This is a genomic window from Trinickia dabaoshanensis (genome assembly GCF_002879885.1).
Classification (GTDB): domain Bacteria; phylum Pseudomonadota; class Gammaproteobacteria; order Burkholderiales; family Burkholderiaceae; genus Trinickia; species Trinickia dabaoshanensis.
Genome location: NZ_PNYA01000029.1, coordinates 1 through 16589, shown reverse-complemented (window position 1 = coordinate 16589; position 16589 = coordinate 1). Strand labels below are relative to the sequence as shown.

Below are 16589 nucleotides of genomic sequence, written 5' to 3'. Positions count from 1 at the left end.
AGCGTGAACCGGAGATCTCTATGCTGAACGGTAGCGTGTCGCACGCGGTACGAGAGCCAGCCGCACGCAAGCGTATGCGGCGGCGGCTGTGGCCGCGTTCGCCCGCGTTTTGGTTTCTGTTTCCGGCCGTGTTCGCGTTAGCCGTGATCGGGATCTATCCGCTGTTGGTCGCGCTCTACAACTCCGTGCATCAGTACCGGCTCGCCGATCTCGAGTCGGGTACGCCGTTCGTCGGGCTCGACAATTACGTGGCGACGTTGACCGATTCGACGTTTTGGCAGGCGCTCGGGCGCACGATGTTGTTTCTGTGTTTGGCGCTGCCGATCGAAATCGCGCTCGGTCTGTTCGCGGCGCTGATGCTGCACCGGCCCGGCCTCGCTTGGCTGCGGGCCGCCGCACGCGTGGGCCTCGTGGTGCCGATGGCGACGACCTACGCCGTGGTCGGGCTCATCGGCCGGCTCATCTTCAATCGGCAGTTCGGCGTTGCCAACTATTTGCTCGGCTTCTTCGGCGTTCAACCGCTCGACTGGCTAGGCGATCCAACGCTCGCCTACGTCTCGGTGATGGTCATGGACGTATGGCAATGGACGCCGTTTTGCGCGCTCATCCTGCTTGCCGGGCTGACGATGGTGCCGAAGGAAGCCGAGGAAGCGGCGCGGCTCGAGACGCGCAAGCGCTTGACGATCCTCTGGCATATCGAGCGGCCCTATCTGCTGCCGGGACTGACGGCGATTTTGATTCTGCGCTCGGCGGACATGCTCAAGATGTTCGATGCCGTCTACACGATGACGCGCGGCGGCCCCGGCGCGGCCACCGAATTCATCAGCGTCTATATCGAGCGGATCGGGTTTCGCTTGTTCGATCAAGGCTTGGCCTCCGCGCAAGCGATGCTGCTGCTGGTGCTGACCATCGTCCTCTCGCGCCTATACATTCGCTACATCTACCGGGAGCTCGCATGAGCGTATCCATTTTCGGTCTGTTGGCGATCGGCGCCACGCCGCGCTCGCATCGCGCGCGCGCCGGACGGCGGCGGGCAACCGTTTGGCATGGTCTAGCGCTGCTCGTCGTGTTCCTGTCGTCGGTGTTTCCGTTCTATTGGATGGTGACGACGAGCCTGAAGACACAGGCCGACGCGCTCGCCTATCCGCCGCTATGGCGTTTCTCGCCGACATTGCAGCACTACGGCGATGCACTGTTCCGGCACGACGTGGGTGCAAGCCTCGTCAACTCGCTGATCGTCGCCGGCAGCACGACGGTACTCGCGATCTTGCTCGGTACCCCGGCCGCTTATGCGCTCGCGCGTTTCGAGTTTCGCGGCAAGCGCGACCTGTGGTTCTGGTTCATCTCCAACCGCATGGTCAGTCCCGTCGTGTTGGCGGTGCCGTTCTTCCTGATCGCGACGAAGCTCGACCTGATCGATACGCACATCGTGCTGATTCTGCTCTACCTCACGTTCTCTTTGCCGATCGTGGTTTGGATCTGTACCGACCAATTCCGCAACGTGCCGATCGAGCTCGACGAGGCCGCTCGGCTCGACGGCGCTTCGCCGTGGCGCGTGTTTTGGCGCATCAACTTGCCGCTCGCGATGCCGGGCATCGTCGTGTCCGCCATTTTCGCCTTCATCTTTTCGTGGAACGACTTGCTCTATGCGCTCGTGCTGACGCGCGACAACGCCGCTACCTCGCCCGTGGCCGCAACGAACTACATGAGCGGCTACGAGCTGCCGTGGGGCGAGATCATGGCCACGGGCACGCTGATCGTGTTGCCGATGGTGATCTTCGCGTTGCTCGTATCGGGCCGGCTCGTGCAAGGTCTCACGATGGGCGCCGTCAAATGAGTCATTTGCTATAACTGTCGGTTTTTCTCCGCGAGACATTTTTGACATCATGGGTAAGACCACCCAATCCATTCAGAGCGTCGAGCCCGAAGAGGGCGTCGACCGCGAGGAAGAACTGCAAACGCGTGTCGCCTGGCATTACTACGTGGGCAACATGACGCAGCAGGAGATCGCTCAACTGCTGGGCACCAATCGCGTGCGCGTCAACCGTCTGCTCGCCGCTAGCCGCGAATCGGGGCGCGTGCGGATCACGATCGATAGCCGCATTGCGCCGTGCGTGGCGCTCGAGGAGCAACTCGTCGAGCGTTTTTCCTTGCAAGCGGCCGTCGTCGTGCCGAGCGGGGCGACCTATGAAGCGACCATGGCCGCGCTCGGTATCGGCACCGCGAATTATCTGACGCAGCATATCGCGGCGGGCCATACGATCGGGCTGGGCTGGGGCCGGACGATTCGCGCCGTACTGCGCGCGTTGCCGCAGCGTTCCTATGGACCGATCTCGGCCGTCTCGATGCAGGGCGGGCTCGCGCATTGCCCGAGCATCAATACGTTCGACATCGTGTCCGATTTCGCGGATCTGTGTCACGCGGACGGCTATCTATTCGCCGCGCCGATTTACGTGAGCAGCCAGAAGGTGCGCGATGTCATTTTGCAAGAGGACGCCGTGCGCGAAACCTACGATCGCGCACGCGGTGCCGACCTCGCCTTGGTAACGGCGGGGGACCTCACGGAATCGCTCGTGATTACGTACGGCGTCAAAGATCCCGAGGACCTGCGCACGCTGCGCAAGGCGGGCGCCGTGGGTGACGTACTCGGCCATTTCGTCGACGAGAACGGCAAGCTCATCAATCACCCTTTGAATCGCCGCACCGTCGCGGTCGCACTCGACGATTTGCGCGACATCAAGCAAGTGGTGCTCGCGAGCGGGGGCGCCAAGAAGTTCTTCGTGACGCGCGCCGTGCTGCGGGGAGGCTACGTATCGGTGCTCGTGACCGATGAGGACACCGCCCGGCGGCTTTGCGAGGAGCCGTGAGTCGCAAAGGCATAACGTAAGGACAGCTCAATATGATCCCGGCGAGCGTGGTGGATCGCAGCAAGGAATTCTCCGGCAAGCGCGTACTGGTGACGGGCGCCGGCAAGGGTATCGGCCGCGCTACGGCGTTGCTGCTCGCGGCCCGGGGCGCGAGCGTCGTTGCATTGAGCCGCTCGCCTGACGACCTGCGCTCGCTGGAGCGCGAGATCGGCTGCGAGACGCATGCGGTAGAGCTTGCCGACGTGGCGGCCGCGCGCGCCGCGGCACTCGCCGCGCAGCCGATCGATCTTCTCGTGAACAACGCGGGCATCGCGCGTTTGCAGCCGTTCCTCGACCTCGACGTCGAGGCGTTCGACGAGACGATGGCAGTGAACGTGCGGGCCGCGATGGTCGTGGGGCAGATCTGTGCGCGCAGCATGATCGAGCGCGGCACGGGTGGGGCGATCGTCAACGTGTCGAGCATTTCCGCCCAGATCGGCTTCCCGCTGCATGCGGCCTATTGCGCGTCGAAGGCCGCATTGGACGCGCTGACTCGCGTGATGGCCGTCGAATTGGGGGAGCACGGTATCCGCGTCAATACGGTGAACCCGACCGTGACGTTGACGCCGATGGCGCAGAAAGCTTGGGGCGACCCCGGCAAGGCGGCGCAGATGCTTTCGCGTATTCCTTTGAACCGGTTCGTCGAGCCCGGTGAGGTGGCGCAGACGATCGCGTACCTGCTCGGCGCCGAATCGCACATGATCAACGGCGTGAGTCTGGCCGTGGATGGCGGTTTCCTCGCGCGGTGAACGCCGTGCGTCAATTCCTCTCTCATTGCAAGCGAGTCGACTATGAGTGAACCGAACGAGACGGCGCAAATGACGGCCGTCGTCTGCCATGCCCCGAAGGATTACCGCGTCGAGCGCGTTGCGCGGCCAAGTCCCGGTCCGAACGAGCTCGTCATTCGGATCGCGGCCTGCGGAATTTGCGCGAGCGACTGCAAGTGTTATTCGGGCGCGAAGATGTTTTGGGGTGGACCCAACCCTTGGGTCAAGGCCCCCGTGATACCCGGACACGAGTTCTTCGGGTACGTGGACGCACTGGGCGAAGGCGCGGCCGAGCACTTCGGCGTGAAGGTGGGCGAACGCGTGATCGCCGAGCAGATCGTGCCGTGCGGGAAGTGCCGCTATTGCAAGTCGGGCCAATATTGGATGTGCGAAGTCCACAACATCTTCGGCTTTCAGCGCGAAGTGGCAGACGGCGGCATGGCCGAATACATGCGTTTTCCGCCGACGGCGATCGTGCACAAGATACCGGACGGTATTTCGATCGAGGATGCCGCCATCATCGAGCCGCTCTCTTGTGCGATTCACACCGTCAATCGCGGCGACATTCAACTCGACGACGTGGTGGTGATCGCCGGCGCCGGGCCGCTCGGGCTCATGATGACGCAGGTGGCGCACTTGAAGACGCCGAAAAAGCTCGTCGTCATCGATCTCGTGGACGAGCGTCTGGCGCTAGCGCGCGAGTACGGTGCCGACGTCACGATCAATCCGAAGACGGACGACGCGCTCGCAATCGTTCGCTCACTCACCGACCAATATGGCTGCGATGTCTACATCGAAACGACTGGCGTACCGGCGGGTGTACCGCAAGGGTTGGACCTCATTCGCAAGCTTGGGCGGTTCGTGGAATTTTCGGTGTTCGGCGCGGAGACGTCTGTCGACTGGTCGATCATCGGCGACAGAAAGGAACTCGACGTGCGCGGCGCCCACCTCGGGCCCTATTGCTACCCCATCGCCATCGACCTGCTTGCGCGCGGGCTCGTCACGTCGAAGGGCATCGTCACGCATGGCTTCCCGCTCGAAGAGTGGGAGGAGGCCATCAAAGTCGCGAATTCGCTCGATTCGATCAAGGTGCTGATGCGGCCGGGCGATCGCGCGAGGACGTAATGCCCGTGCGACCCGTTCGAGATCTCCATACAATGCATCTTCCCGGAGATATCGGATAACGACTTCCTCATGCATCGAATTGGATTCTTCGTCTGCCGTGGCCACGATGCGCTCGATCTTGGCGGACCGCTGTCGGCCTTTAATCAAGTAGCCGCAGCCGCGGGCCGTACGCCCTACGAGCTCCATGTGATTTCGGCGTCCGGAGGGGCGGTTACCGGCAATGCGGGCCTTTCCATCGAGACGAAGGCGAGTGCGAGGCGGACGTTCGATACCGTCGTTTTCGTGGGCGGCGACATCGATCCGATGCGTACCCCCGAGAACATCGCGGCCGCGAAGAAGTTGGGCGCACGCGCAGGCCGAGTGGCAAGCGTATGCACGGGGGCGTTTCTACTCGCGGAAACCGGCTTGCTGGACGGCCTCAGAGCCACGACGCACTGGCGATATGCGGCGCTGTTGCAGTCGCGTTTCCCCGGCACCCGGGTCGAGGGCGATAGCATCTATATCGTCGATGGGCGTGTTTGGACGTCGGCGGGCATCGCGTCCGGAGTGGACCTGGCGCTGGGCATGATCGAAAGGGATGTGGGCGCGGAGATTGCGCGCGCGGTTTCCAGGCTGTTGGTCGTGCCGTATCGCCGGCCAGGGGGGCAGTCCCAATTTTCGGCCATGTCGCAAATGGAGCCGGACTCGGATCGTATCCGTATCGCCCTGAATTTCGCCCGGGAACACCTGGCCGAAGCCTTGCCGGTCGAGCGACTGGCCGAGGCCGCCAGTTTAAGCGTGCGGCAGTTCGGGCGAGCATTTCGGCGAGAGACCGGCGAGACACCGGCCAAGGCGGTCGAGCGCTTGCGAGTCGAAGCTGCGAAGCTGCGCCTGCAAGATGGCGGCGAACCCATCGAGCAGATCGCACTGGCAGTGGGATTCATCGATCCGGAGCGGATGCGGCGAGCCTTCATCAAACTGCATGGGCACCCGCCGCAAGCGATCCGGCGCGAGAGTAGATTGAACAGAGCGCGCTGATCGAGCGCCTGCTGCTCAATTGCCGTCAGGTGTCGAAGAAGGGTAGGCGTTCCACATATCGCGATGCAGTTTCCAGGCGCCGCCCTGTTTCAGGAAGACGAGAATCTGCTTGCCGCGAAATTTGAGCTTCCCACTGGGATCGTGGATTTCGGCATCCGAGACCTCCGTCACGTTCCGATCGTTACCGTAGAACTCGTAGTGATCGAACGACACGGTGTCGGGCTTCGATCCCGCGTACCGCTCGGCGAAATATGCGCTAATCGCGCCGCCTCCCGTTACCTTGTCGCCCCCGGGTGGCAACAGTGTGCCGTCGTCCGTATAGAGGCGGCCGATTGCCGCATAGTCCCCTCGCCGAAAGGCATCCGCCCATCGTGCGTTTTCGGCTTTGATGGCTGCTTCCGGCAAACGTTGTGAACCGCCGGCGGTGGCCGGCCCCGCGAATGCGAAAAGCGACACGCAAGCGGCAAGCGCAGCGGTATAAACACGGATTTGTTGCATTGAATGGATTCCGCTAGTGGATTGAGTTCGAGAGTGCCGCGCAAATTAGGCGGCTGAAGCAAGCATGGCTAGGCCCCATTGCCCGCGACGAAGTTAGCGAACACCGGGGACGCGTGCGAGCCCCTTCGACGCGCCGGGTAGTTCTTTGTCGACCATCGCGAGAATCTCCGGTCGCGCGTCCCGAGGGTGACCGGAATGGAACGGCGGAGCGGGATCGTATTCGATCACCAGTTGCGTGAATTCGGCGGCCTGCTTACCGCGCAGCTTCGCCGCGACGCGAAGCGCGAAGTCGATGCCCGCCGTTACGCCGCCGCCGCTCATGAACCGGCCGTGGTCGTCTTCGACGAAGCGGTCGGAAACGGGAATCGCGCCGTATTCGGAAAGCTTGTTGAGGAAGGCCCAGTGACAGGCGCTTCGCTTGCCATTGAGAATGCCGGTTGCGGCGAGGACGAGCGATCCGTTGCAGACGGATGTGACGTATTTCGCGCTTTCGGCTAGACGGCGAATCTGCGCTTGATATGCCGGGCCCATCGGGACCGCCAAATTCGATCCGCCGGGGACCAATATCAAGTCGGTCTTCTCGATATCGGCGAGTCGTTCGGTCTTGCCATAGACAACTCCGAATTCGAGGGTGACGTTGCCGCCGTTGAGGCTCGCGTAGCGAACGTTCGTATTCGGTAGCCGGTGAAAAATCTCGCTCGGCCCCGCGAAGTCGAGAAGCGTTCCTCCGTCGTAATTGACGATCAAGATATCGAGGGGATCATTCGGGGCGAGTGCCGCCTCGCTGCCTGCCTGCGCTAGCGCAGGCGCGACACGTCCTAGCAAGGCGCCGCCACCCAGGAGGGCGCCGAGCGTGGCGGCGCTCCCAAGCTTGAGCACATCGCGGCGCGAACGGCCCGCTCGCGTGAGTTGCTTTCCGGCCGCATTGTTTTCGTTACTGTCGGTCAAGATGGATACTCCTTCAGAGCTGGATCTTCGACGCGAAGTATGAAACGAGCGGTGAATGGCGCAAAGGTCGTATAAACCTCAAAAAACGCCATCCGATAGAACCACTGCCATCGCCGTGGGGAATAAGTAAAACCCGATCGCCGTCGGGGGCGGCAATCGTTGCGCAAAAACAGTCAATCATCTGTATTTGACATTTACAGATTTTAGCCTGTACGCGGCCGCATTACAGCTGCTATACTGTATTTGCCACTTACAGAAGTTAGCCTGTTAAAGCGATACTCATCGTGGATTACCCCGTCAAGACACTTCAGCAGCTCCGCCCGCTCCTAGTGGGCTTTCGCAAGGCGGCCGGCTTGACGCAGGCGCAACTGGCGGCGCGCTTGGGCGTCACCCAGCAAACGTACGCGCAACTGGAAGCTAAACCCGAGTCGGCCAGTTTCGATCGTCTTTATCCCGTTCTGAAGCTGCTCGACGTCAACCTCGTCTTGGCCCAGGTGCCAGGGTCTACGACAGTCGAAGGCGATGTCGCGACGCGTGTCAAAAGTGCTAAGGGAGCCGCTCCGGAAAAGCCGCCGGCTGCGACGAAGCGCGGCGTCGAAGCCGGCACGCCACGGAGCGGTGCTAAACGAGCGGCCGGTCGCGTCAACGCTCCGCCAAAAGCCCGCGACCGCGAGCCCGTCGCTATCGAGCCGGTCATCAAAAGGCGGGAGAATTGGTAACGATGAGGAGAAGCGCGCGTACAAAAAGCCTGGATCTGTGGATGAACGGTATTCCCGTTGGCACATGGGAGACCACGCGCGACGGTGAGAAGCTCACTTATTTCGAGTCCTGGGTCGAGGACGAGCAAGGGCGCCCCCTCTCGCTCTCGATGCCGTTCACTCCCGGTAACCAGCCGTACCGGGGGCAGATCGTGTCGGACTATTTCGACAATCTACTTCCCGACAGCAGGGCGATCCGCGAGCGTATTGCCGTACGCCACAAAACGGGGGGCACGTCTGCGTTCGAGCTATTGTCCGCGGTGGGGCGAGACTGCGCCGGCGCGATCCAGATGCTCCCGCCCGGCGAGCGGCCAGCCGACCTTCAGCAGATTCGCGGCACGCCCATGGGCGAGGCCGACGTGGCTCGCTTGCTGCGCGATGTCACCGCTGCGCCACTGGGACAGCACGACACCTTCGGCGATCTCCGGCTCTCGATCGCGGGCGCGCAGGAGAAAAGCGCGCTTTTATGGCACGGCAACCAATGGTTACGACCCGAGGGCAGCACGCCCACCACGCACATCCTGAAACTCCCTCTTGGGCTGGTCGGAAACATGCGTGCGGATATGCGCTCATCTATCGAGAACGAATGGCTGTGCTCGAAAATCGTGTCCGCCTACGGACTGCCGATCGCTCACTGCGAAATCGGCGCGTTCGAGGATCAAAAAGCGCTCGTGGTGGCGAGGTTCGACCGCAAATTGGCGAGCGACGGTTCTTGGATCCTGCGTCTTCCTCAGGAAGATATGTGCCAGGCCACTGGAATGGCTCCAAACAGCAAATACGAATCCGATGGTGGTCCCGGCATCGACAAGATCATGGGGATCCTCTCGGGCTCGGAAGAGGCGAGGGCCGACCGGTCCAACTTCTTCAAGGCGCAGATCGTTTTTTGGATTCTCGCGGCGACCGATGGGCATGCAAAGAATTTCAGCATCGCTCATCTCCGGTCGAGCCGCTACGTGGCGACGCCGTTCTATGACGTGCTGTCCGCTCACCCGATCATCGGAAACGGACGGAATCAGATATCCTCCCGCCGAGCCAGGCTCGCCATGGCGGTGCGCGGCAAAAATGCGCATTACTTGGTTAGCGAGATCCGTCGGCGTCATTGGGTTGCACAAGGGCAGCGCGTTGCGCTGGCGACGGATGAGGTGGACGAGATGATCGACACGCTAACGGGCAAAACCGAGGCCGTGATCGGGCACGTAGCGGCGCAATTGCCGAGAGGTTTCCCCTTGGACGTCTCGGACAAGATATTCGACGGTATGCGAAGGCAGAGCCGGAAGCTCGCTGCGCAGTAGTCTCTCTTTCGATGGTGTGCTCTCAACACACGTTCGCGCGGGTAAGGGTCACTTCGCGGACGGATGCAAAGACGCGTGCGTGCGTTGCCCGCTCTTGAATTTTCCGATATACCCGGGAATGTCGTCGGCCGGGAGCGGAGCACAAAAGTGGTAGCCCTGGACGAAGCGGCAACCGTCCGCGGCAACGAAAGCCAACTGGTCCGGCCGCTCCACGCCTTCCGCGACGACTTCGAAGTCCAGGCGGCGCGCAAGCGCCAGAATTGCCCGGATAATCGCTTCGTCCGCATGGTTCGACCCAATGCCGCGGATAAAGGACATATCGATCTTCAAGCGGTCCGCGTGAAACGTGCGCAAGTATGAGAGGCTCGAATACCCGGTTCCGAAATCGTCGATGGCGATCGCCACCCCTAGCTCCTTGAGTGCCTGTAGGGTCGATACCGCTCCGGGCGCGAGCATCGCGCCTTCGGTGATTTCGAGTTCGAGCCGGTCGGCGGCGAGACCGGATGCAACTAGCGCTCGCCGAACGACTTCGCAGAAATCGCCGCGACCGAGCTGACGCGGTGAAACGTTCACGGACACGCTTAAGGCGGGATGGGACTTCGACCAGTATTTCGCCTGTTTGCACGCGGTATGCAGAACCCACTCACCCAACTGCCCGATCAGGCCGATGTCCTCGGCAATCGGTATGAACGTGGCCGGACTGACGATGCCCATCTCCGAGTCATTCCAACGCAGCAGGGCCTCCACGCCTGTCACCTCATAGGTATGCACATCGATTTGCGGTTGGTAGGCAATCTCGAAGGCGTTGGACTCCAGTGCCGCTCGTAACCGTTGCGACAGCTTGATACGCCGGTCAGCCGCGTGCGCGAACGACGGATTGAACCGTTCGACCGCATCGCGTCCCCGCGCCTTGGCCCGATACATCGCGAGGTCTGCATGCTTGAGAAGGCTTTCCGCATCGGAGGCGTCATCGGGATAGCACGCAACGCCGATGCTCGACTGAACGCGCAACTGCACGTCGTCGATTTGCACCGGCATTTCGAACGCGCGCGCGATGCGGCAGAGCAGTTCGGTGAGCCGTCCGTCCTCATGCGGGCCGTGGAGCATCGCCACGAACTCGTCTCCTCCGTATCGCGTCACTAGGCCGTGCTCGCCCACGCAACGTGCGAGGCGTTGCGCGACTTCGCGCAACAGGCGGTCTCCCGCGCCATGGCCGAGACTGTCGTTGATGTCTTTGAACCGGTCGAGGTCGATGAACAGCAGCGCGAATGCTTCCTTCCGGGAGACTGCTTGATCCATGAGTTCGCGCAGGGTGACGCGGTTAGGCAGATCCGTGAGGGCGTCGCGGCGGGCCGCGGCAAGGTGCACTTTATGACGTTCCAATCGGGCCCGATAGCGCCCGATGAGTGCATAGCTGAGGAGCGCACACGCGAGCAGCCCGGAAAGGGCTAGCACCGCGCCTTCGATAGCCTCGTGTTTACTGGCCGTATCGGCCATCGATCGCAATATGTGCGTTTGCCCATCTCGCAAACTCGTCAATTGCCCCTCCATTCGGGCGAGCAATCGGTTTGCCTCGAGCAATTTGGCCGTATCGACCGATGCGCGGCCATTTGCAACCTGCGCCGACACTGTGATGTCGGCGAGCAGCCATGCCCAGCGTGCGGTCTCCTGCCGGAGCACCTGTATCGTTGCGGCGCCGGGGGCCCCGGCATAGCTCGTCTCGAGCCGCCGAAAGCTGGCGAGCGCCGCGCCCACTCGCGGCACGGGCCACGCGAAAGATGCGACGCGCGTGGTCCCGAAGCCTTGAAGGAAGTCCGCGTTCGTACGCAGATACAGCTCTTGCAACAGGTCGATGTCGTTTCGCGCATGGAGCGCGTGGACGCGCCGAGCGGTAACCTCTTCGCGGGATGCCACGATGTAGCCAAGGCCGCCAGCAAACAGCGCCAGCCCGAGCAGAACGAGCCCCATCGTCGCGGGCAAACTGGCGCCCCGCGGCGCGCGGGGCTGCCACCAACGCTGTCCGGATCGCGGATTATTTGAATACAAAGCAGAGTTCATCGAAGGCGGCATGGCAACGAGGAGGCGCGCAGCCGCAGGCCGGCCCAGCACTACCCACGTGCACGGAGATTAGGGCCGGGACCCTCATCGGCAAGCCGACGTGTCTCCCTAGTGGTATATCGGTTCTCCACCCGAAAACTTCAGCAAATATCGGCGGATCGGCCGAATCGATCGAGAACGTCCACATGTGGCGGTTTGGCTTGGGTTGGCCGACAATATCGCCCCTATTGACTTCGCAACGGCGCTGCGGCCGTTCCGAGCCATACATGACCCGCGTGACGCGCATGAAACGTGCCGGCGCGATGATGTTCCACGGATAACTTGAGGTATGCGATGACGACTACATTCGACGAGGCGACAACGGCGGCGATCGCCGCGTTCGCTCGACTGGATTTCGACACGGCTGCACAGGCGATGCGCGCCGAAGCTGACTACGACTACGAACGGGACCAATGGATCTCGCGCTATATCGACGAGCAGGGCGGCGGCGTGGACGATGTGGAATACGACGCCTTGCACGCGCAGGCCCAAGAAACGCCGGAATACGCGCAGTTCATGAGCGCGGTTCGGAAGGAAATCCTCGACTACTTCGGCGTGGCGGGCGATCAATTGGAGTGGGTGATCCAGCTACGTAACGACGATAGCGACGAGCTTTGGGCCGAGGTCAACAGACAGCGAAATGCGCTTGGAACCGGCGAGGTGCGCGGCGATCTCTGATCGCCGCATCACTGCAAGTCGTGCTGTTCGAATCGGCCTGCGCGTGGCCGATGAACCTGTTGCGTCATGGCGTGGATGGCTACCATCGCCGCGGCAAAGCCCGACGCCGCGCCGACGCCGAGCGCCCAGCGTGGCCCCAGATGATCGGCCACCCAACCCACGACCGGCGCTCCGAGCGGCGTGCAGCCGAGCGCAATGGCCACGCGCAGAGCCATCACGCGTCCCCGCATGGCAGGCTCGGTGGTGAGTTGCATCAGGCTGTTGGTCGCGGTGGTGAAGGTCAAGGCGGCCACACCGATGACGACTAACGCGCCGGCGAATAGCCGGTACCCCGGGGCGATGGCGGCCAGCGCGCAGCCGATTCCAAAAATCGCGGCGCCGATCAACAGGGACATGAACCGTGGCCGATCGCGGCGGGCTGCAAGCAGTGCCCCTGACATGGTGCCGACGGCCATGATCGACGACAGCAGCCCGTAGCCACGTGCATCCGTGTGAAAGACACTGACGGCCATGGTCGAGATGAAGATCGGGAAATTCAGTCCGAACGTGCCGATCAGGAACAGCATGACGAGGATCGCCTTGAGGTCCGGTCGGGCCCACACATAGCGCAATCCCTCCGTAAGACTACCCTTGGTCCGGCGGGCTCGTGGGTTTGCTTTCAGAGCGGAGACACGCAGCAGAAACAGGGAGACCAGCACCGCTACGAAGCTGGCGCCGTTGACCACGAATGCCCAGCCTGTGCCGATCGAAGCGATGACCAGACCGGCCACCGCCGGCCCGATCATCCGCGCCGCGTTGAATGAAGTCGAGTTGAGCGCGACCGCGTTCGGGAGATCCGCATCGCCGACAAGTTCGGCCACGAATGTTTGACGCACGGGCGCATCGAACGCCGCGGCGCAGCCTGACAGAAAGGCGAATACGTAGACGTGCCAAAGTTGGACGATGCGGGTAACCGTGAGAAAACCGAGCACCAAGGCTAGAACGCCCAACGCGGCCTGGGTTGCCATCAACAGTTTGCGCTGGTTGTAGTGATCGGCGGCGAATCCTGTCCAGGGCAACAGCAGAAGCTGTGGCCCGAACTGGAGGGCCATCACAGTGCCCACGGCCGCCGCATTGTGATGCGTGAGTTGGGTCAGTACCAGCCAGTCCTGAGCCGTGCGTTGCATCCACGTGCCCACGTTGGAGACCAGCGCGCCTACCGCCCATATGCGGTAGTTGACGTTTCTCAGCGAACGGAAGACGCCGGTTGCCGGTTCGCTCACGGATGCCCCGGTGTATTGCCGCCGTGGAAGCGGCCGAAATGTCGTGCCGAGGGTAGGCCGAGTGCCAGGGCCCCGAGCCCGAGCGCGATGGCGTCACTCGTATCCCTCGGATTGAAATTCCCGACACGGCAAAGGAGCAGGTAGCCGATGACCAGATTGAGGAAACCCCAGAGCACGTTCACGGTCGACGAAGACAGCCCTTGCCCCGGCGGCTTCGCGAATGGACTTTGGAACGGTTTTCCCATCACGCCGCTGACGTAGTGCGGCACGGCATTCGTGAGAAAGGCACCCGCAAAGAACCACGACACGAGATAAAGCCATTCCATTCTCAGGCACTCCTTGTGGCCAGCAGATCGATGATGTCCTGAGCCGTGCCTGTTTCGCCTAGCTTCGGGAAGACGTTCTTGATGCTGTAGTCGTGGGCCTCGGGACGCGCGTCGGTCATGGCGTCTAGGGCCAGCGTGACGTTGAAGCCGTGCTCGTACGCCTGGCGTGCCGTCGACTCGACGCCGGTTCCGGTGGCGACTCCGGCGATGACGACCTGGGTGACGCCCATCGACTTCAGCCGGTCTTCGAGGTCGGTGCTGGCGAACGCGCCCCAGGTTCGCTTCGTTACAACGATGTCGCCGGGTTGCTGATCGAGTTCGGGGATGAACTCGGTCCACCCGTCCGGATACGGTTCGCTGCGGCGCTGCCGCTCCGTACGGCCGGGCGCTACCCCGGCAACGTTGACGAGGACGACCGGCAGGCCGCGTTCGCGAAACGCGTCGAGCAGCGCGCGCGAACGACTCACGATCCCCTCGATGGGATGGACGAAGGAAGAGCCGACGATGCCATTTTGCAGGTCAACGACGACGAGGGCGGTCATCGGATCGAGTGTGGTGAGGGGCATGTTAGTTCCAACCGCTGGGAATGGCTCAGAAGGCGGCGACGCGCTCTAGCAGTTTGACCGCGGCCATGAGTTCGCCTTGTTCCTCGGGAGAAAGTTGCGCCTGGAGGGCGCGGACGAGCCAGTCTTCTTTGGCAGCCCGGCTCGCCTTGAGCTGTTTCCGGAAACGGGGCGTCAGGTTTATCAGTGTTTGCCGGCCATCGGCCGGGTCGGGCTCACCGCTGATGGCCCCCATCGCCTCCAGACCGGCTACCGTGATTCGCATGGACTGCGGACGCACGCTTTCCGCGCGGGCGAGGGCGGAGACGGTCGTGGGCCCGTCGCGATCCAGACGAAGAAGAACCGACTTCTGGGCGGACGTGAAGTCGCCCGAATGCGCCTGCTCCCGCAACCGTCGAATCAGCTTGCCCAGAGAAATGCGCAGTTCCCCCGCCAGAGCGGCCAATTCGGGACTGTCGGAGGTATTTGATTGCTTCATCATGAAACGATGATAGCAGGTATACAGTTTATCTGTACAGAATGGCTGTATATTTTTTCGACCAGGACTGAGCAACAGTTGCGATCTCAAGAACATCAGGGCGAGGCTTCTCTCGCGAAGGTAAGCGGTCAACTGCGGTTTCTAGGTTCATCGCAACGATCGCGCGCCAATGAAGTAGCCCAGCGTTTCGACCACCGATCCAACGGAAGGAGTACTTCAAACAAGCTCCTTCCCATGGGCGTCGGCTGGTAGCCCTCGGCACCCAGCTCGACGAGTTGCGACTCGCGGAGTTCCTTGAGACGCGAGTTGAGGACACCAGGGGAAACGGACTCACACTGACCCTGCAATTCTCGAAACGTGCATGGTCCGTCATGGCACAACTCCCACAATATTCTCATGGTCCAGTTGCGCCCGAGAAGATCGAACAGAGCCATAACGGGCCGGCCTGTACGGGAGCCACGAACCGGATTGCCCGGGAGAGGTGTGTCGGCCAAGTCTTTTGCTCCAAAGATGCTATCAAAACAGTAGCGCATGTCAGGAAAATTAGCTACATTCTCCTTGCTATTAAAAGCGTAGCACATGTCGAGGTAGTTGCTACTCCCCTCCCTAGCATCCGGTAGCTAAACTCATGACCAAAGCGCGCGCCGTGCCCATGCCTAGCGACAGTGTGCTTGTGCCGCTCTACGCGGGTGCGGACCTGCTGGACGCCTTCGCAATTCAATTGCCGGCCGAAGCTAGCGACGATCTCGAGGTGCTGGCACGTACCGCGTTCGAGCGGCAGGCGGGATGGATTCGTGCGCTCACATATGTCCGGGATGTGGTGATGGCGACAGTCGGCGTCAAATCGTCTCGCGCCGTCGGTCTTGCCGGGGCGGCGCGTGGACCGGTTATCGGCTACTTACCGATGCTGTCACAGAGTGCGACGGAGTTGGTCGTTGGCGCGGATGACCGGCATCTGGACTTTCGCGTCACCATCCAACTTCTCGCCGATGCGGAAAATAGGCGCGAGCTGCTTGCGGGCACAGTGGTGCATTGCCATAACAGACTGGGACGTGTCTATCTTGCGACCATTGCGCCGTTTCATCGCGTTATTGTGCGGGCGAATTTGGAACGAGCAGTAAGGGAAATGAGGACTTGTGTATGCGTTGGCGATAGGACGGGCTGAAACATGACTGAGCACGATACGGAACTCCACGGCTGCTGGCGGCTGATCTCTTTCTATGCCGAGCTTCAGGATTCAAACGAGCGCACGCAACCTTGGGGCGCAAACCCGAACGGGTACCTCATCTTCAGCTCTGATGGGCGAATGATGGTATTGGTTACCTCAAAGACGCGGGAGCCAGGAAACACAGATGAAAAGATGGTGGCACTCTTCCGTACCGTGATGGCCTATACAGGACGGTATCGGATAGATGAGGACAGGTTCATTACAAAGATTGACTCGTCTTGGAATGAAGCCTGGAACGGCAGTGAGCAGGAACGCTTCTATAAGCTTGATGGAGACACGCTTGAGGTCAGCACGGCCTGGATGCCGAATCCGTTAGTGTCCGGGAATTCAATCGGACGGGCTATTCTCAGCTTTAAGCGTGAGTAATTTTCGCGACGCCGGGTTCGCAATGTTAGTTCCACGTTACCAATTTGACGATGAGTCCGGCGGCCACGCAACCACCTTTGGGTGCTCCGATTTGGCTGCTTCTCGGTCTGCTTGTGGGCCCGCGGTTCGCCACCTCCACCGGCTCCTTTGGGTCGAGGCTGTGTGAAAACGTAGTCATCGCCTAAACTGAATCAACGCATCGACCGCCGGGTGACTCATGAAGCGATTCGTTGAAGGCGATGACCGCAAGCAGGTTTCACTTCTGCCCGAATGCCTCGAT

At 61.7% G+C, this 16589-nt stretch carries 19 protein-coding genes; 11 read left to right on the top strand and 8 right to left on the bottom strand.

The genetic code is table 11. From position 1 onward, the window contains the following. The first annotated feature begins 20 nt into the window (after positions 1-20). The 6 genes from C0Z18_RS25925 to C0Z18_RS25900 all read left to right on the top strand — a co-directional run bounded on the left by C0Z18_RS25925 (position 21) and on the right by C0Z18_RS25900 (position 5815). Positions 21-959, top strand: coding sequence for a carbohydrate ABC transporter permease (locus C0Z18_RS25925; RefSeq protein ID WP_233217490.1), 939 nt, complete (start codon positions 21-23; stop codon positions 957-959). Beyond that, positions 956-1837, top strand: a complete 882-nt coding sequence (locus C0Z18_RS25920) for a carbohydrate ABC transporter permease (RefSeq protein WP_102648331.1) — start codon at positions 956-958, stop codon at positions 1835-1837. The genes C0Z18_RS25925 and C0Z18_RS25920 overlap by 4 nt, the downstream gene beginning before the upstream one ends. A gap of 49 nt (positions 1838-1886) precedes the next feature. Continuing rightward, positions 1887-2867, top strand: a complete 981-nt coding sequence (locus C0Z18_RS25915) for a sugar-binding transcriptional regulator (RefSeq protein WP_102648330.1) — start codon at positions 1887-1889, stop codon at positions 2865-2867. 32 nt (positions 2868-2899) lie between these two features. Next, positions 2900-3655 (top strand): SDR family oxidoreductase, encoded by a 756-nt coding sequence (locus tag C0Z18_RS25910; protein ID WP_102648329.1) that lies wholly within the window; start codon positions 2900-2902, stop codon positions 3653-3655. Positions 3656-3697: 42 nt separating this feature from the next. Beyond that, positions 3698-4798, top strand: coding sequence for an alcohol dehydrogenase catalytic domain-containing protein (locus C0Z18_RS25905; protein WP_102648328.1), 1101 nt, complete (start codon positions 3698-3700; stop codon positions 4796-4798). A gap of 69 nt (positions 4799-4867) precedes the next feature. Further along, positions 4868-5815, top strand: coding sequence for a GlxA family transcriptional regulator (locus tag C0Z18_RS25900; RefSeq protein WP_102648327.1), 948 nt, complete (start codon positions 4868-4870; stop codon positions 5813-5815). Positions 5816-5830: 15 nt separating this feature from the next. On the opposite strand, the gene C0Z18_RS25895 is transcribed toward C0Z18_RS25900, so the two are convergent. Next, complete coding sequence (locus C0Z18_RS25895) at positions 5831-6313, bottom strand: YybH family protein (RefSeq protein WP_102648326.1); 483 nt, start codon at positions 6311-6313, stop codon at positions 5831-5833. Positions 6314-6406: 93 nt separating this feature from the next. Further along, positions 6407-7261 (bottom strand): DJ-1/PfpI family protein, encoded by an 855-nt coding sequence (locus tag C0Z18_RS25890; RefSeq protein ID WP_102648325.1) that lies wholly within the window; start codon positions 7259-7261, stop codon positions 6407-6409. A gap of 284 nt (positions 7262-7545) precedes the next feature. Here C0Z18_RS25890 and C0Z18_RS25885 point away from each other — a divergent pair, with 284 nt between their 5' ends. After that, positions 7546-7980: a helix-turn-helix transcriptional regulator gene (locus tag C0Z18_RS25885; RefSeq protein ID WP_102648324.1), complete on the top strand. Its 435-nt coding sequence runs from the start codon at positions 7546-7548 to the stop codon at positions 7978-7980. A gap of 2 nt (positions 7981-7982) precedes the next feature. Further along, positions 7983-9311 (top strand): type II toxin-antitoxin system HipA family toxin, encoded by a 1329-nt coding sequence (locus C0Z18_RS25880; RefSeq protein ID WP_102648323.1) that lies wholly within the window; start codon positions 7983-7985, stop codon positions 9309-9311. 48 nt (positions 9312-9359) lie between these two features. On the opposite strand, the gene C0Z18_RS25875 is transcribed toward C0Z18_RS25880, so the two are convergent. Further along, positions 9360-11279, bottom strand: coding sequence for a putative bifunctional diguanylate cyclase/phosphodiesterase (locus C0Z18_RS25875; RefSeq protein WP_233217489.1), 1920 nt, complete (start codon positions 11277-11279; stop codon positions 9360-9362). A gap of 423 nt (positions 11280-11702) precedes the next feature. Here C0Z18_RS25875 and C0Z18_RS25870 point away from each other — a divergent pair, with 423 nt between their 5' ends. Continuing rightward, the gene (locus C0Z18_RS25870; RefSeq protein WP_102648322.1) at positions 11703-12086 is read left to right on the top strand and encodes an ATP-dependent protease; all 384 of its coding nucleotides are present in this window, start codon (positions 11703-11705) and stop codon (positions 12084-12086) included. An 8-nt stretch (positions 12087-12094) separates the two neighbouring features. Here the strand turns inward: C0Z18_RS25870 and C0Z18_RS25865 are convergent, their stop codons facing one another. From C0Z18_RS25865 to C0Z18_RS25845, 5 genes are all read right to left on the bottom strand, one after another. After that, complete coding sequence (locus C0Z18_RS25865) at positions 12095-13348, bottom strand: MFS transporter (protein ID WP_102648321.1); 1254 nt, start codon at positions 13346-13348, stop codon at positions 12095-12097. Then, a complete protein-coding gene (locus C0Z18_RS25860) occupies positions 13345-13674 on the bottom strand; it encodes a hypothetical protein (RefSeq protein ID WP_102648320.1) in 330 nt (109 codons plus the stop codon). Before C0Z18_RS25860 ends, C0Z18_RS25865 begins: the two co-directional genes overlap by 4 nt. Positions 13675-13676: 2 nt before the next feature. Next, positions 13677-14240: a cysteine hydrolase family protein gene (locus tag C0Z18_RS25855; RefSeq protein WP_102648319.1), complete on the bottom strand. Its 564-nt coding sequence runs from the start codon at positions 14238-14240 to the stop codon at positions 13677-13679. A gap of 25 nt (positions 14241-14265) precedes the next feature. Further along, positions 14266-14718 carry a MarR family winged helix-turn-helix transcriptional regulator gene (locus C0Z18_RS25850; RefSeq protein ID WP_102648318.1) on the bottom strand — a complete coding sequence of 151 codons (453 nt, stop codon included), beginning with the start codon at positions 14716-14718 and terminating at the stop codon, positions 14266-14268. Positions 14719-14843: 125 nt separating this feature from the next. Further along, positions 14844-15149 carry a winged helix-turn-helix transcriptional regulator gene (locus C0Z18_RS25845; protein WP_269845332.1) on the bottom strand — a complete coding sequence of 102 codons (306 nt, stop codon included), beginning with the start codon at positions 15147-15149 and terminating at the stop codon, positions 14844-14846. Between the two features lie 194 nt (positions 15150-15343). On the opposite strand from C0Z18_RS25845, the gene C0Z18_RS25840 reads away from it, so the two are divergent. Beyond that, the gene (locus C0Z18_RS25840) at positions 15344-15880 is read left to right on the top strand and encodes a DUF2867 domain-containing protein (RefSeq protein WP_102648317.1); all 537 of its coding nucleotides are present in this window, start codon (positions 15344-15346) and stop codon (positions 15878-15880) included. 3 nt (positions 15881-15883) lie between these two features. After that, entirely contained in the window at positions 15884-16309 is a 426-nt protein-coding gene (locus C0Z18_RS25835; RefSeq protein ID WP_102648316.1) for a lipocalin-like domain-containing protein, read from the top strand. Positions 16310-16589 lie beyond the last annotated feature (280 nt).

Coding starts and splice junctions, on each gene's coding strand:
- C0Z18_RS25925 (WP_233217490.1), top strand. CDS start 21: ATGCTGAACGGTAGCGTGTCGCACGCGGTACGAGAGCCAGCCGCACGC.
- C0Z18_RS25920 (WP_102648331.1), top strand. CDS start 956: ATGAGCGTATCCATTTTCGGTCTGTTGGCGATCGGCGCCACGCCGCGC.
- C0Z18_RS25915 (WP_102648330.1), top strand. CDS start 1,887: ATGGGTAAGACCACCCAATCCATTCAGAGCGTCGAGCCCGAAGAGGGC.
- C0Z18_RS25910 (WP_102648329.1), top strand. CDS start 2,900: ATGATCCCGGCGAGCGTGGTGGATCGCAGCAAGGAATTCTCCGGCAAG.
- C0Z18_RS25905 (WP_102648328.1), top strand. CDS start 3,698: ATGAGTGAACCGAACGAGACGGCGCAAATGACGGCCGTCGTCTGCCAT.
- C0Z18_RS25900 (WP_102648327.1), top strand. CDS start 4,868: ATGCATCGAATTGGATTCTTCGTCTGCCGTGGCCACGATGCGCTCGAT.
- C0Z18_RS25895 (WP_102648326.1), bottom strand. CDS start 6,313: ATGCAACAAATCCGTGTTTATACCGCTGCGCTTGCCGCTTGCGTGTCG.
- C0Z18_RS25880 (WP_102648323.1), top strand. CDS start 7,983: ATGAGGAGAAGCGCGCGTACAAAAAGCCTGGATCTGTGGATGAACGGT.
- C0Z18_RS25875 (WP_233217489.1), bottom strand. CDS start 11,279: ATGGGGCTCGTTCTGCTCGGGCTGGCGCTGTTTGCTGGCGGCCTTGGC.
- C0Z18_RS25870 (WP_102648322.1), top strand. CDS start 11,703: ATGACGACTACATTCGACGAGGCGACAACGGCGGCGATCGCCGCGTTC.
- C0Z18_RS25860 (WP_102648320.1), bottom strand. CDS start 13,674: ATGGAATGGCTTTATCTCGTGTCGTGGTTCTTTGCGGGTGCCTTTCTC.
- C0Z18_RS25855 (WP_102648319.1), bottom strand. CDS start 14,240: ATGCCCCTCACCACACTCGATCCGATGACCGCCCTCGTCGTCGTTGAC.
- C0Z18_RS25850 (WP_102648318.1), bottom strand. CDS start 14,718: ATGATGAAGCAATCAAATACCTCCGACAGTCCCGAATTGGCCGCTCTG.
- C0Z18_RS25845 (WP_269845332.1), bottom strand. CDS start 15,149: ATGGCTCTGTTCGATCTTCTCGGGCGCAACTGGACCATGAGAATATTG.
- C0Z18_RS25840 (WP_102648317.1), top strand. CDS start 15,344: ATGACCAAAGCGCGCGCCGTGCCCATGCCTAGCGACAGTGTGCTTGTG.
- C0Z18_RS25835 (WP_102648316.1), top strand. CDS start 15,884: ATGACTGAGCACGATACGGAACTCCACGGCTGCTGGCGGCTGATCTCT.